The following is a 14,832-nucleotide window of genomic DNA, read 5'->3' as shown; positions in this document are numbered from 1 at the left end:
AAGTCTTAAAGGAATTGATTGGAGGATGTTTTAGCACGTGTATATACTTGATTAGGAAATTTTAAGATTCTTAATAATTCAATTGCATTTCTTGTATCTGCTTTGCCAGGTTTAATTTTAAAATCAAAAGCAATCTCATTTTCATAAATGGTTTCGTTAAAGTGAAAGTTTTTGTACTGATATTCTAATAATGTAGCTAATTCAATATCATGGGTCGCAGCTATGATTTCGTAATTTTGGCTATTGCCTAAATAATTTAACACGGATTCAGAAGCGGCAATTCGTTCTGTTGTATTAGTCCCTTTAAATATTTCATCAATGAAGCAATAAATTTTATCCTCTGTTTTTAAATCAAATAATCGTTTAATAGATTTGATTTCTGTCATAAAATAACTATCGCCAGACAAGATATCATCTTGGTTCACCATGGAGGTGAAAATTAAGCCAGGTTTATATTTAAAGTACTTTGCTGTAACTGTATTTATCGTTTGAGCTAGTAAAAGATTTAAGGCGATTGCTTTCATAAATGTTGACTTGCCTGACGCGTTCGAACCAGTTAATAATATATGACTATTAATTACTAAATCATTAGAAATAGCATCGACAAGCAGTGGGTGTGTAAGTGCTTCAAATTCTACTGAATCATCATTACTTGCTTGAGGCAATGCATATTGTGTTAATGTTTCTCTCCACAATGCTATTGCATAGTGATTGTCTATACTTCCTATATATTCATAACACGCCATAACTTCAGCTTCATATTTTTTAAAGCTATGTTGTATTAAATGGAAGATATGGTAGTCCAACATAAATATTGCTTTTAATAAGAATACAAATATCATAGAATCTTCTGCTGTATTAACTCTTCCCAATAGACCACTTAGCCTACGAGCAACTTTAAAATGACTAAAGTCAACATCAATGGTAGGCGCACCATCTATTTTGTGAATTGCATAAGCCTTTTTAATAACATTTGATGTATAAAATAATGAATTTAAGTCTTGATCAAATGTCCTTTTGAGTACGCCACTTAAAATCATATTAAATATAGCAACAAGTATAGTTAAAAGAATACCGATTTCAGGTTTTAAAAATGCAAATAGTAAAAAGACTAACGGTAAATATGTAGTCAACATATACAGATGATTGCGTTTCACTGTAGTTAGTTGATCAGGGAACGTTGGATAAATCGCTTTACCGATTTTAGCAAGGTGGGTCGATATCTTTAGTCGAAAAAGTTCGTCATTTTTAAATTTTTGAATTAACATCTGATTATGAATGGTGAACATTTTCCTTAAAGTTGCATATAAACGCATCTCACCAATAGTAGTAAAATTAAAGTTCATGCTGTCGAAAAGGGCTTTTAAATTCAAGTCTGCGTAAGTTTTATCATCTATCAGATTTGTTTCATCAAACTGGTGTTTATATGTATCGAATTGATAACTATACCTGTGATTTGGTCGTACAAAAGATTCTAAAGGCTTTCTTAAGGACCATAAAGGTTTGATATCATGTATTAACTTTTTATTGGCAATGATTGTTGTGATAATAAATAAAAGAGTTGTTCCAATTATTAAAGCGATTAGGAACCAAAGAATAGGATACATAAGTTTCACCTCATACTAAATTAATATGCTTTATTATGTCATGAAATAAATTGATATACAAATCGCTATTTAAGTTAAATATTTATAGATGTCAATAGAGAACGTGCGTACTTATCAACAATTAGTGTATAACTTGTTGATAAGTCGTGGGCAAATGTGTGGACATACATTGTTTTCTGAATATTCATTGGCGAAAAAGTAACATTTTACCTGTGTATAACTAGGATAACTCTGTGGATAGCTTTGATGATAGGGTTAAAGTTGTGAATAGTTAATGTGTAAAAAGTTAATAAAAAAGTACGAAAAATGAATTTTTCATTTTCGTACTTTTAGTTCAAATATGCTTTAAATTAACTTTTCTTGTAATTCTGCCCATTCTGACATAACTTGTTCTAATGCTTGTTCGCTATTTTCTTTCTCTTTAGCTAAACGCTTTGCTTCCTCTGGATCACTGTATATATCTGGCAGAGTTAGCATTTCATTGATTTCATTGATTTTAGTTTCAAAGTTATCTATTTTAGTTTCGCATTCATCAATTTGTCGTTCAATTTGGCGTTGTTCACGTTTTTGAAGTTTTTGATCAGTATAATGATCATTTTGTGATTCTATTGGTTTTGTTTGATGTGAAGTTTCATTTTCCTTTTTAGCTTGAATTGCTTCATTTTCTTCTTTTTTCTCAATAAAATATTGATAATTTCCTAAATACATTGTGCCACCATGAATGTCCAAATCATAAACTTTGTTTGCAAGTTGATTTATAAAATAACGATCGTGAGAAACAAATAAAATCGTACCTTCAAAATGATCCAATGCTTGCTCTAACATTTCTTTTGAATCTATATCGAGATGATTTGTAGGTTCATCTAAGATAAGTACATTGTTACGCTCAAGCATTAATAAAGCTAATTGCAATCTAGCTTTTTCACCACCAGAAAGGTCATTAATGATTTTTTTAACATCTTCTTGTACAAATAAAAATCGGCCGAGTACTGCGCGAATATCTTTTTCATTCATTGAAGGGTATTGGTCCCACAGATAATCTAGTATTGTTTTACTAGATTTGAATTCAGCTTGTTTTTGATCATAGTAACCGATTTTTAAATTTGCACCAGTAGTGATTTCTCCGTTCAATTTCGGTTGAATACCTGCAATTGTTTTGATTAAAGTCGATTTTCCGATACCGTTAGGCCCAATAATGGCGATATGGTCTCCTTTAGTCACTTCAATATTGATACCTTTGGTAACTGGCTGCTCATATCCAATATCTAAATCTTTGATATGGAAAACATCATTTCCTGTATTTCTATCAAAGTCAAATTGGATATTAGCACTTTTGGCATCAATCATTGGTTTATTGATTCTTTCCATTTTTTCAAGCATTTTTCTACGGCTTTTTGCCATACCAGTAGTTGAAGCCCTTGCTATATTTTTCTCAACAAAAGTTTCTAAGCGTTTAATCTCATCTTGTTGACGTTCATATTCTTGCATGCGTTTTTCATAATACTTATCTCTTTTTTCAATAAATTGTTTATAATTACCTATATAATGTTGCACATCGCCAAGGGCTACATCATAGATTTGATTGACTATTTTATCTAAAAAATATCTGTCATGGCTAATGATAACAATAGCACCTTTAAAATAGTTTAAATAACTTTCTAACCATTGTGTTGTTTCCATATCCAAATGGTTAGTAGGTTCATCAAGTAATAATAAATCAGGTTCACTTAATAACATTTGGGCTAATGAAAGCCTAGTTTTTTGACCACCACTAAAATCATTAATAGGGCGATTGAAATCCGCTTCAGTAAAATTCAGTCCATGGAGCACGGTTTTTATTTTACTTTCATATTGATATCCATCCTGTTGTTCGAATTCATTGGATAAATATTCATAACGATCGATATGACTTTTATATTCGTCTGTATCATATGCATTTGCATGTTGTGCTAACCAATCTGTTTCTTTTTTCATTTCAGCTTCTAGCTTTTTCATATTTTCAAAAGGTTTAGACATTTCTTCAATCACAGTTTGGTTTGTGTTGAGTGTCATTTGTTGTGTTAAATAACCAAGTTTTAAATTTTTACTTTTTGAAACATGTCCACTATCATAACCTTCGACGCCAGCAATAATTTTCATTAATGTAGATTTACCAGCACCGTTACGTCCTACGATACCAATACGTTCACCAGTTTTCACTTCAAAATCTACATTGTTAAAAATATCTTCTCCGTCGAATGATTTAGTAATGTCATTTAATTGTAATAATATCATCCGATTTTGCACCTCTCTATTCATTATCATTCTACCGTATTCTGCGTGTTGTTAAAACTACCAGTGTTTATTTTTATAATGTATTAATGTATAATGTTGTAGTAATTATAAGATTAATTAGACATTATAGTATAGGAGGACAAGATCTTGGCTAACCAAAGCGAAAAGATTCCTCGTGCCACGTTAAAACGGTTACCGTTATATTATAGATTCGTCAATACTTTGAAATCTAAAGGGATAGACAGAGTTAATTCTAAAACAATTAGTGAAGGTTTGAACATTGATTCTGCAACAATTCGTCGTGATTTTTCTTATTTTGGTGAATTAGGCAAAAAAGGGTATGGTTATAATATTGATAGCTTGTTACATTTTTTTAAAAATGAAATAAGTGAAAATGATGAAATTAAAATAGCCATCGTAGGTGTAGGGAACCTAGGTAAAGCATTACTAACATATAATTTTTCTATTCATGATGAAATGACTATTACAGAGGCGTTCGATATACGAGATGATGTGATAGGAACACAAATAGGCAATGTGGTTGTAAGCCCATTTTCGAAAATTACCGATGTCTTAAAGCAAGAGCAAATTGATGTCGTGATATTAACAACGCCTGAAAATGCAGCACAACAAGTTGCAGATACATTAGTTGAAGCTGGCATTAAAGGGATTTTAAATTTTACACCAACACGTGTTTATACGCCATCAGATGTTCAAGTTCATCATATTGATTTAGGGATTGAACTACAATCTTTACTTTTCTTTATGAAAAATTACAGTAATAAATAATAATTTTTAATATTAACTTTGTATAGATGCAAACATTTTTGATGTTTAGTTGTCTATGCAAAGTTTTTTTACTAGCAAGTTTTCATAGCACTTCTTTTCATAAGACTTAAAACAGAAAGGTTGAAATTTCACTGTAAATCTAATATGATAATTCATATTAATTTCATCGGAAAAGAGGTAATGTTATGACGTGGTTAGTAATCAGTGGCTTAATCGTAGGCGGACTTTTGGGGTTTGTCATGCAACGTACACGGTTTTGTCTTGCTGGTGGATTTAGGGATATGTATATCCAAAAAAGTAATAAAATGTTTTATGCCTTATTAATAGCAATATCCGTTCAAAGTATCGGACTACTCGTTTTAACTTCAACAGGATTAGTGCAAATACCAGAGTCCACATATCCAATCATAGGTACGGTTATTGGCTCATTTATTTTTGGTATTGGCATTATATTAGCAGGCGGTTGTGCAACTGGCACATGGTATAGAGCAGGAGAAGGATTAATTGGTAGTTGGATAGCACTTATTGCATATGCATTTACATCAGCTGCTACTAAATTTGGTTTATTATTACCTTTAATGGACGGTATCAATAAACCTACTAATGTAAATACAAGTATGGCTCAAACTACAGGTATTCCGACATGGATTTGGGTCACTTTATTAACAATGATAACGCTCATATTTGTTGTAAAAACACTACGCAAACCAAAACCCAAAATTGCCGTACCAAAGTTAAAACAAAAATTTACAGGAATTCGCTATTATTTATTTGAAAAAAATACCATCCATTTGTTGCAGCTATTGCAGTTGGACTCATTGCATTATTGGCTTGGCCAGTGAGTGAATCTACTGGTAGAATGTACGGTTTAGGCATTACAACACCATCTGCAAACATTGTTCAATTCTTTGTAACTGGTGATGTCCAACTATTAGATTGGGGTGTCTTTCTTGTTTTAGGTATCTTTGCTGGTTCTTATATTGCAGCAAAAGGTGCTAGAGAATTTAAGTGGAGATTACCAGATAAAAAAACAATCCGCAATAGTGTTATTGGTGGCGTATGTATGGGATTTGGTGCATCAGTAGCAGGCGGTTGCTCTATCGGAAATGGTTTAGTTGAAACAGCTACAATGTCTTGGAAAGGTTGGATCGCGCTTGCATCAATGATATTAGGTGCTTGGTTTATGAGTTACTTCATATTTATCAAACCAATGAAAAAAGCTCAAAAATCTACAACGCAAAAAGTTTCTACACAAACACAGACGACGTAAATTTTAATTTTTAGGAGGATTTCATTATGGTATATGAATTAGGTACAGTAGGTATGGTTTGTCCTTTTCCTTTGATTGAAGCACAGAAGAAAATGACTACTTTAGAGAACGGGGACGAATTAAAAATTGATTTTGATTGTACCCAAGCAACTGAAGCAATTCCAAATTGGGCAGCTGAAGAAGGTTACCCAGTTACTAATTATGAACAACTTGATGATGCTTCTTGGACAATCACTGTTCAGAAAGCTTAGTGATATAAAACTAAATTTGAATATCTGAATAAGATAAAACACAATGCTATATGAAGTGATTTCACTTCGTTAAAGGCTGACTACAGAAAAAAAGTCCGAGACATATTTTATGTTTCGGACTTTATTTAGTTCTATAAAAATTTCTCATTTAGTTACACGCGTTGTAAGGTTAAACGAGGTTAGTCCGAGTTGAACTATTTATAAATTTTCTTAAAACTAACAAAGTATATTGATGATTTTTTGAAAGTGTTATTCATAAAGTTGTCAATTGTTAAAAGTGTTTATAAAGCAAGTTGACTTTGATTTTAATAGTATTTAAAGGGATTACAATATGATAAAATAGAGGATGTTTACAGTGCCAAGTAGATTGATTGGAAGAGATAGTAAAAATGATTTACATATCAAAGCGAATTGTCTGTCAGATGATAGAATATCATTTCAATTACAGTCTATATGAACATTTATGATGTCAAAATAATGTGCGAAAAGTTAAATTAAGGCATTTAATAAAGCTATACTAATATTAATATTAAGTTAGAAACTATTTATAGGGATGAATGTTGATGAAACAGAACTTATGTTAAGCATTGTTGATCTGATGTGGTCTTAGTCATAGGAATCATATATTGATTAAACATCATACAAGGTGTAATGATATTGAAGAAGAGAAGCCATAGCGCTTTGAATCGATAAAAAGACAAATCTAATTAAATAGGAATGAAATAAAAACAAATGATGCATAAATGTTATGCTGAGTTGAATTGAGATGGACAATATCCGTAAAGTAGTAGTAAATAATAGGAGGAAATAAAGTGAGTGAATGGACAAGAGATGAACGTTATCAGCGTTACGAAGATATTGATCAAGAAGTAATGGATGAATTAACTGAGCTTGTGAATCAATCTAAATATAGACAATTATTTCATATACAGCCTAAAACAGGACTCTTAAATGATCCTAACGGTCTAATTTATTATAAAGGAGAATACTACATCTCACACCAGTGGTTTCCTTTAGGAGCAGTCCATGGTTTGAAATATTGGTATACATATAAAAGTAAAGATTTAATAAATTTTGAAGATCAAGGGATTTCACTAAAACCAGATACAAAAAATGATAGTCATGGTGTTTATAGCGGCAGCGCATTTACATATCACAATAACTTGTATTATATGTATACAGGAAATCATAGAGATGAAAATTGGAATAGAAAGTCGACACAACATATAGCTAAAGTACTCGATAATGGCGAGGTTCAAAAATTTCCAAAAGCAGTAATAGCAGCACCGCCGTCAGGATATACACAACATTTTAGAGATCCTAAAGTGTTTGTTAAAGATGGAATTTACTATGCAGTCATTGCTGCACAAAATGAAGAAGGATATGGAAGAATACTTCAATACCAATCAACAGACATTGTGAACTGGACATTTCAAGGAGAAATAAAAACAAAGCTTGAGGCGTTTGGTTTTATGTGGGAATGCCCAGATTATTTTAATTTAGATGGCTTCGATTTACTGTTATTTTGTCCACAAGGTATTGAATCGGAGGGTGAAAAATTTAGGAATATTTACCAATCTGGTTATATTATGGGGCAATACGACATAGATCACCTTGTTATGGATCATGGTGATTTTCATGAATTAGATTATGGTTTTGATTTTTATGCGCCTCAAACTTTTACAGATGAATTTGGCGACAGAATACTCATTGGTTGGATGGGTTTACCAGAAGTGACCTATCCTACAGATTCAGATGGTTGGGCGCATTGTTTAACAATTCCGCGTATTTTGACAATTGAACAAGGCAATTTAAAACAACGTCCTATTAAAGCACTTCAACAATTAAGAACGAATAAAGAAACAGCATTAGGTTACGCTAATAAATTTACGCGATTCTTAAAACCATATGAAGGTAAACAATTTGAATTGATTATTGATATCTTGGAAAACGAAGCTACTGAAATATATTTTGAAATAAGAGCCTCAAAATCACAATCTTTGCGCATCGCTTATAATACAAAAAATAAAAAAATTACATTAGATCGTAGTGAAAGTGGCGCATTACCAGAACCAGTAGAAGGTAAAACACGTAGCACTTATTTGGATACACCTTTATCACAATTACAAATGTTCGTTGATACATCTAGCATTGAATTATTTTGTAATGATGGTGAGCGTGTAATGACTTCAAGAATTTTTACAGATGATGATGCGATAGGATTTAAAGCTTCTACTGAATCTGGGCAAGCCTTTCTCAATTTCACAAAATATGATATAAAGGGTGGACAATAAATGAAACGTTTACTTGCAATCGGCGAAGCACTTATCGATTTTATTCCTAATCAAAAAGACTCAAAATTAAAAGACGTAGAAGGGTTTACAAGACAAGTAGGCGGCGCACCTTGTAACGTTGCTTGTACAACCACAAAATTAGGTGGTCAAGCAGCTATGATCACTCAGTTAGGAAACGATGCTTTTGGTGATTTAATTGTAGAAACAATAAGTAATATTGGTGTGTCTACAAACTATATCCGACGAACAGATGAAGCGAACACAACTTTAGCATTTGTAAGTTTAACCAAAGAAGGAGAACGAGATTTTTCATTTTATCGTAAACCATCAGCAGATATGTTATATCAACCTAGCAATATAGATGCAATAACTGTAACAGAAAATGATATGTTACATTTTTGTTCTGTTGATCTCGTAGATAGTCCAATGAAACAAGCGCATAAATCGTTAATAAATAAAGTGAAATCAGCAAATGGTACGATTATATTTGATCCTAACGTACGGTTGCCATTATGGCCAAGTGAAGCGGAATGTAAAAATGCAATTCGTGAATTCTTGCCATCAGCACATATACTTAAAATTTCAGACGAAGAATTGTCATTCGTCACTGGAAAAAAAGATGAAAAAGAAGCAATCGCTTGGTTATTCCAAGGTAGTGTAGAAGCTGTTATATACACTAAGGGTAAAGAAGGTGCTGAAATTCATTTCAAAGATGGTACCGTGCTTAGTCATGGTGGTTATAAAGTGAAAGCAATAGATACGACTGGTGCCGGTGATGCTTTTATAGGTGCATTAATTAATAGATTAGCAGCATCTGATATTATCAATCCGATAGAAGCATTAAAACGAGAAGGTGGAACTATGCTTCAATTTAGTAACATCGTTGCTGCAAAAGTTACTACAAAATATGGCGCTATTGAGAGTATACCTACTTTAGATGAAGTTCAAGTGTTACTTGATTATTAAAAAGAAAGGGAAGGACTTCAATAATTCTCTCAAGTTAAGGTGATTAAGGTTGAATGGGTGTTGAAGGTTGATTTAAGCTGAACGCATATATGAGTTTCACACAATAAATTGAAGAGTGATGTTAAAAGGCTGAGACATTTTTGTAGTCTCAGCCTTTTAGTTTATGTATTAAATTTTTTTAACATTACGTACAGAAGCATAGCAGTGTTCATTATTTTTGAAATAAACAATACGTGACTTAGAATCAATGGATTCAATATTGTGTCTATTGACAACAAAACTATTATGACATCTGAAAAAACGCTCGTCTAAATTATCAATTTCTTTTAAATTACCATAAAATTCAATTTGCCTATTGTCCAAGTGAGCAATCAAACGATGCGAATTCGAAGATGATTCAAAGAACATGACATCATCGTATTGTACATAAATAGAATTGCTGCCGCGTTTAAGTTCGATTGTTTCAACCGTGCTTTCTTTTGAAAGTAATTTCAATCGAGTTTCTGAAGTTTCGAGGCAATCGATCACTCTGGATTTTAATTCGTCAGGATCATCTTTGAAGATGAAATCCATAGCAGCAACTTTATATACAAAGGTTAAATAAGTGAGCTCACTATGACTTGTGACAAATATGATATTGCTCACAGGATCATATTTTCTAATCTCACTTGCTAATTTAATACCGTTAATATCGGCCTCTAATTGTATATCAAGAAAATAACAACCAATATCTTTAAGTTCCTTTGCACGTTCCAATACCTCATAAGGATCTGACGTAGCTACTTCAATTTCCATTGGTTTTTCTTCTATCATGATGTAATTATTGATAATAGAAACTATATTTTCACGTTGTCTTACATCATCTTCACAAATGAATATTTTCATATTTACACATCCTTATGAATTAGAATTTAATATTTCTACTTTTTGAATAAAGTAGTTATTGTCTATAGTTGTATCTAATAAAACATTGGAAGTTGCATCGGTTATTTCTTTTAAGTTAGATAATCCTAAACCACGATTTTTTCCTTTTGTTGAATAATTTTCTTGGAATAAAGTATGTACTCTAGGCATATCAGGCTTACATTTGTTCATGATGATAAACATAACTGAATCGTCTTCATTTTTGATAAAAGCAATGCGAATTAGAGGATCATCCTCTATTTTTTCTGAAGCTTCTATAGCATTATCTAATAAAATACCAATAATTCTACTCAAATTGATAATGGGCATATCAATTTTTTCAATTGGCTCTGGAACTTCAATACTTAATCTTATATTTTTTTCTTGAGCTTGTAATATTTTAGTTGTGATTAAACCTTTAATTTCACGGACTTTTAAATTTTCAATACCATTAATTTTAAGTGTTTTCATTTGCATATTATCTTGCATAGGTATGATTTCTTCATTGAAATACTTGCGTAAACCTTCCATATCATTTTCTCGAATATAATCAGATAATGTTGAAAGGATATTAACATAATCATGTCGAAACTTACGCATCTCATTATTAATCTTTTCAATTTGTAACGTATATTTATAATAATTTTCTATTTCTTTAATATTACGTTTATATTGGATTTGACGTATAATGCTGAAGGAAATAGTAATGATTAAAATAGCCGTAGTAATGATAACCACAGCATACATGATTACTACAAATTTAATATCTGAAAAAGACAAAATTGAATTTGGCAAATAAAAATAAATTAACAGTAAAACTGTGAGTAAAAATAAACATACAATTGAAAGATATATTTTATTTAATGATAAAAATGAAGTTGACATTTTTATGAAAAAATATTTTATTATGTATCCTAAACTTATTGCAATTATGATAAAACTCACTGCATAGAATGAGCTGAAAATATAATTTAATGTGATAACTTCTATTAATTGAGTAGCTAACCAAATAGAAATAAAATTAGCCATATATAAGATGAAAAAACTGATTAATGCTGCCACGACACCAATGGTTTGTTTCCTTTTATACATAAATATAACGATAGCTACTAATAAAAAAATGGTCGCTTTTTCATTGAAAAAGTAATAAAGAACAGTTGAAGGGATTATAATGCAAATCATTGCGATATAATCCCTAAAACCATATTTGATACTTGTTAAAGTCTTAATATTAAAAAATAATAGTACTGCTTGAATTGATGCTAGTACTACCGAATTAAAAACTACCATACTTATACACTCTTTCTAATGAATAGATTATTTGTATAAATCTGTTATTTCTTTTGGAACTTCTGGCTCATCAAAAAAAGCACTGCAAACTTTACCACCTGAAACTGCTCCTAAAACACTAAAGAATTTAACGAATAAGTTTATAATAGATTCAAAAATATGCATATTTAAACATCCTCCTTTGGAAAAAATATTGGGAGTTGGGCAAACGCAATAAGTGTAATGCCTAAAAGCACAAATTGTGAATACGGCTCCTTTAAGATTAGTGAAACAAACAATAATAATAAAGTTACAACAATTGTTTTGATTTTTTTACCTTTTCTAAGTTTTAAAGGGATAGGTTGTTTTTTAGTTGCTGAAGGTGCATAAATAACTAAAATGATAAAACCTAACAAAGCAAGCATATATATTAGGATAATGTCCACTTCTATATACCCAATAAACCAAGGTAGTAAAACAAATAAGACAATGTTTTGAATATGGCACGAAAGCGATGACTTTGCATGTGCACCGTGTGCATATTGTCTAATCAAGTAATATGATAAGTGTACAGTTAGAGTGTATAAAAATATATGGCAAAGGATAGAAATGCCATAAACTACAATAGTTTTCGCAAGATTGCTAACAAAAACTTGCATGCCTAAACGGAGTTTTAGGAATTCAAGATGATCAAGATTATTTCTTTGTTGCAGATATCGTGCTAAGTTTTCAATTTTGTTATCAATTCCCCTTAACATGGCTATTCTCTCCTCACCCGTATTATACAATTTTAATTATATTTTAGGCGTCTCATTGCTTAAGTGTATGTTTTGTATTCCTAACTGTTTGTATTTCTTATCTTTTTAATTTTAACATATAATTCTTAACAAATAAGTATGAAATATAACGAGTTAGGAATTATTAAACGCAATTTCAAAAATTCATGGTTTAATATACTTGTATCACAAAGAAGTGATAAAATTATTTAGACTTAACCGTTTAAATGATGTTGTTAATTAGGCTTTTGAGCAGGAGTCTAATTGACTTTACTAAATTGTGACTGTATCTTCGTATAGTTATTGGAGTTACAAGTTTAGTTGTTGGTTTCATTTCTTTGAATACGGATAAGAGGAGGCTGATGTTGTGACAAGAACCTTTTCAGTAATAGCTAGTGGTTTCGTAAAATAGTACTAAATTAGTACACAACTCGCTTAATACGTTAAGCAAATCCCTTAAATTTGTATTTGTAGACCTTTCCCAGTCTCAAATCAAATCTATTTTAACATTGTCTATAACAGAGACAATTTAAAATTTAAACATGTAAGCTATCGGAAACATCATTCAATTTATCATTTTAATCGGTAAATTCACTAATTTTTTTCATAATTAATAACATCCCCAAAAATAGATAGAGAAATAACTGTATAAAACATTCCCTTAATAATAAGTTACAAAAAACCGTGAGTCCCTCCCAAGCTCACGGTTTTTTATGTTTATTTATAAAGATGAGGTCTCAAATTTTTAAATACAGGTATTGCTTCACGTTGTTTAGAAACCTCATCTAAATTTAACGAACAATTTAATCTTCCTTCTTTATCATTGAGTTGATCTATAATTTCACCATTTGGATTAATAATTATTGAGTTACCAGCATACTCAGTTTTACCATCGTCACCACAGGTATTACAACCGACGACAAACATATCATTTTCTATCGCACGTGCTTTTAATAATGCTATCCAATGGTCTAATCTAACACTTGGCCACTGTGCTACATAAAATGCGATTTCTGCACCTTTACGTGCTGGATAACGTAGTATCTCAGGGAAACGCAAGTCATAACAAATAATTTGAGCAATTTTTACTCCGTTAGAAAGTGTAAATGGTTCAGGAACAGCATTGCCTGGACTCATAAAGAGTGGTTCATCTAACATTGGTACAAGATGTACCTTATCGTAACTATTGATTAAATAGCCTTGCTTAGATACTGCAAAGGCAGTGTTATATACACTTTCTTTCATGATATTAGATACAGAGCCTGCTACAATATCTACTTGATACTGAATAGCTAATTTTGAAATGAACTCAAAACTTCGTGATAATTGTTGATCTGCTAGTTTGTTCAATTGGGGTAAGGCATATCCGTTGTTCCACATTTCTGGCAATACAACAACATCTGTGTCAGTCGTCACATAATTAGAGAACCAATTTTTAATGGTTGCTTCATTAAAAGAAACATTTGCTGGTTCAATTTTAAGTTGAAAGATTTCTATATTCATCAATTTCACCCCTTAAATTAGTATTAGACTAAATATACTAAATATATTTAGAAAATTCAAAATATGATAAATTGTATTATATCTAGATATGAAAAAAAGAGGCGAAGACACAGAAGTCTAAGCCTCATATTTTGGCAATCATACTAACATTGATAGAAAAGGAATGCATTTTTGTCCACGTTTTTGATGGTGAATGTATAATAACATGTCATTCCATATATTTAATCTTTTATTTTTTTATAAGGAATCGTTTGCTTATATCATTAAATTCTTTTTCATTAGCTGCTTCACGAATATTACCGAAAGGCATTTGTGCCATCAGTTTCCATGTTTTTGGAATATCAAAAGCTTCAGAAACAGCTACATCTACAAGTGGGTTATAATGCTGTAATGAAGCCCCAATACCTTCAGTGCTTAGTGCTGTCCAAATAGCGAATTGATGCATTGCGTTTGTCTGATTAGACCAAATTGCAAAATTTTCTGCGTAATTAGGCATTTGATTTTGTAAGCCTTCGATGACTTCTTCGTCTTCAAAATATAAAATTGTTCCATATGAATGTTTAAAATTATCAATTTTATCAGCAGTCGGTTGGAAATCACGATCAGGTCCCATTGTATTTTTCAGTGCTTCTTTTGTAATTTCCCAAAATTTATCATGGTTATCATTTAACAATAAAACAATACGTGTAGATTGAGAGTTAAATGAAGATGGTACATGTTTAACTGCATGTTCAATTATATTTTCAACTTCTTTATCAGAAATTGAAATTTCTTTATCTAAACTATAAATTGTACGTCTTGTTTCGATTGCATTTTGAAATGCATCTAAATCTTTTGATTTTTTAGAGAAAATTCCCATTATAGTAGCTCCTTTATTAATTCAAAATATATATCTAGTATAATAATTATACCTGAGTTTGTAAATAGGGT

General features: G+C 31.1%; 12 protein-coding genes and 1 pseudogene. 5 read left to right on the top strand and 8 right to left on the bottom strand.

The window, feature by feature from the left end; all coding sequences use genetic code 11:
• Positions 1–5: 5 nt before the first annotated feature.
• Both MUA21_RS08530 and abc-f read right to left on the bottom strand, forming a co-directional pair.
• Entirely contained in the window at positions 6–1,607 is a 1,602-nt protein-coding gene (locus tag MUA21_RS08530) for a MutS-related protein (RefSeq protein ID WP_262561076.1), read from the bottom strand.
• Positions 1,608–1,952: 345 nt separating this feature from the next.
• Positions 1,953–3,881, bottom strand: a complete 1,929-nt coding sequence (gene abc-f / locus MUA21_RS08525; RefSeq protein ID WP_046206526.1) for a ribosomal protection-like ABC-F family protein — start codon at positions 3,879–3,881, stop codon at positions 1,953–1,955.
• 147 nt (positions 3,882–4,028) lie between these two features.
• Here abc-f and MUA21_RS08520 point away from each other — a divergent pair, with 147 nt between their 5' ends.
• From MUA21_RS08520 to MUA21_RS08500, 5 genes and pseudogenes are all read left to right on the top strand, one after another.
• Complete coding sequence (locus MUA21_RS08520) at positions 4,029–4,670, top strand: redox-sensing transcriptional repressor Rex (RefSeq protein ID WP_107383585.1); 642 nt, start codon at positions 4,029–4,031, stop codon at positions 4,668–4,670.
• Positions 4,671–4,855: 185 nt separating this feature from the next.
• A pseudogene (locus tag MUA21_RS08515) lies at positions 4,856–5,940 on the top strand (YeeE/YedE family protein).
• Positions 5,941–5,966: 26 nt separating this feature from the next.
• A complete protein-coding gene (locus MUA21_RS08510) occupies positions 5,967–6,191 on the top strand; it encodes a sulfurtransferase TusA family protein (RefSeq protein WP_019469551.1) in 225 nt (74 codons plus the stop codon).
• A gap of 812 nt (positions 6,192–7,003) precedes the next feature.
• A complete protein-coding gene (locus MUA21_RS08505; protein ID WP_107525792.1) occupies positions 7,004–8,485 on the top strand; it encodes a sucrose-6-phosphate hydrolase in 1,482 nt (493 codons plus the stop codon).
• The gene (locus tag MUA21_RS08500; RefSeq protein WP_262561075.1) at positions 8,486–9,451 is read left to right on the top strand and encodes a carbohydrate kinase family protein; all 966 of its coding nucleotides are present in this window, start codon (positions 8,486–8,488) and stop codon (positions 9,449–9,451) included.
• 168 nt (positions 9,452–9,619) lie between these two features.
• On the opposite strand, the gene agrA is transcribed toward MUA21_RS08500, so the two are convergent.
• From agrA to MUA21_RS08470, 6 genes are all read right to left on the bottom strand, one after another.
• The gene (gene agrA / locus MUA21_RS08495; RefSeq protein WP_046208006.1) at positions 9,620–10,336 is read right to left on the bottom strand and encodes a quorum-sensing response regulator AgrA; all 717 of its coding nucleotides are present in this window, start codon (positions 10,334–10,336) and stop codon (positions 9,620–9,622) included.
• Positions 10,337–10,348: 12 nt separating this feature from the next.
• Positions 10,349–11,644: a quorum-sensing sensor histidine kinase AgrC gene (agrC, locus tag MUA21_RS08490; protein WP_107525790.1), complete on the bottom strand. Its 1,296-nt coding sequence runs from the start codon at positions 11,642–11,644 to the stop codon at positions 10,349–10,351.
• Between the two features lie 27 nt (positions 11,645–11,671).
• Positions 11,672–11,809 carry a cyclic lactone autoinducer peptide AgrD gene (gene agrD / locus MUA21_RS08485; RefSeq protein ID WP_107525789.1) on the bottom strand — a complete coding sequence of 46 codons (138 nt, stop codon included), beginning with the start codon at positions 11,807–11,809 and terminating at the stop codon, positions 11,672–11,674.
• A 2-nt stretch (positions 11,810–11,811) separates the two neighbouring features.
• Positions 11,812–12,381 carry an accessory gene regulator AgrB gene (locus MUA21_RS08480; RefSeq protein ID WP_262561072.1) on the bottom strand — a complete coding sequence of 190 codons (570 nt, stop codon included), beginning with the start codon at positions 12,379–12,381 and terminating at the stop codon, positions 11,812–11,814.
• Positions 12,382–13,116: 735 nt separating this feature from the next.
• Positions 13,117–13,902: a carbon-nitrogen family hydrolase gene (locus tag MUA21_RS08475; protein ID WP_073345982.1), complete on the bottom strand. Its 786-nt coding sequence runs from the start codon at positions 13,900–13,902 to the stop codon at positions 13,117–13,119.
• 229 nt (positions 13,903–14,131) lie between these two features.
• Positions 14,132–14,761: a nitroreductase family protein gene (locus MUA21_RS08470; RefSeq protein ID WP_046208001.1), complete on the bottom strand. Its 630-nt coding sequence runs from the start codon at positions 14,759–14,761 to the stop codon at positions 14,132–14,134.
• Between the last annotated feature and the right edge of the window lie 71 nt (positions 14,762–14,832).

The sequence above is a fragment of the Staphylococcus ureilyticus genome, from assembly GCF_025558845.1.
Classification (GTDB): domain Bacteria; phylum Bacillota; class Bacilli; order Staphylococcales; family Staphylococcaceae; genus Staphylococcus; species Staphylococcus ureilyticus.
This window is presented reverse-complemented; position numbering and strand designations above follow the sequence as displayed.

What these genes read in the sequence shown, in the direction of transcription:
- MUA21_RS08500 (WP_262561075.1), top strand. Translation starts at nt 8,486, where the DNA reads ATGAAACGTTTACTTGCAATCGGCGAAGCACTTATCGATTTTATTCCT.
- MUA21_RS08480 (WP_262561072.1), bottom strand. Translation starts at nt 12,381, where the DNA reads ATGTTAAGGGGAATTGATAACAAAATTGAAAACTTAGCACGATATCTG.
- MUA21_RS08475 (WP_073345982.1), bottom strand. Translation starts at nt 13,902, where the DNA reads ATGAATATAGAAATCTTTCAACTTAAAATTGAACCAGCAAATGTTTCT.
- MUA21_RS08470 (WP_046208001.1), bottom strand. Translation starts at nt 14,761, where the DNA reads ATGGGAATTTTCTCTAAAAAATCAAAAGATTTAGATGCATTTCAAAAT.
- MUA21_RS08530 (WP_262561076.1), bottom strand. Translation starts at nt 1,607, where the DNA reads ATGTATCCTATTCTTTGGTTCCTAATCGCTTTAATAATTGGAACAACT.
- abc-f (WP_046206526.1), bottom strand. Translation starts at nt 3,881, where the DNA reads ATGATATTATTACAATTAAATGACATTACTAAATCATTCGACGGAGAA.
- agrC (WP_107525790.1), bottom strand. Translation starts at nt 11,644, where the DNA reads ATGGTAGTTTTTAATTCGGTAGTACTAGCATCAATTCAAGCAGTACTA.
- agrD (WP_107525789.1), bottom strand. Translation starts at nt 11,809, where the DNA reads ATGCATATTTTTGAATCTATTATAAACTTATTCGTTAAATTCTTTAGT.
- agrA (WP_046208006.1), bottom strand. Translation starts at nt 10,336, where the DNA reads ATGAAAATATTCATTTGTGAAGATGATGTAAGACAACGTGAAAATATA.
- MUA21_RS08510 (WP_019469551.1), top strand. Translation starts at nt 5,967, where the DNA reads ATGGTATATGAATTAGGTACAGTAGGTATGGTTTGTCCTTTTCCTTTG.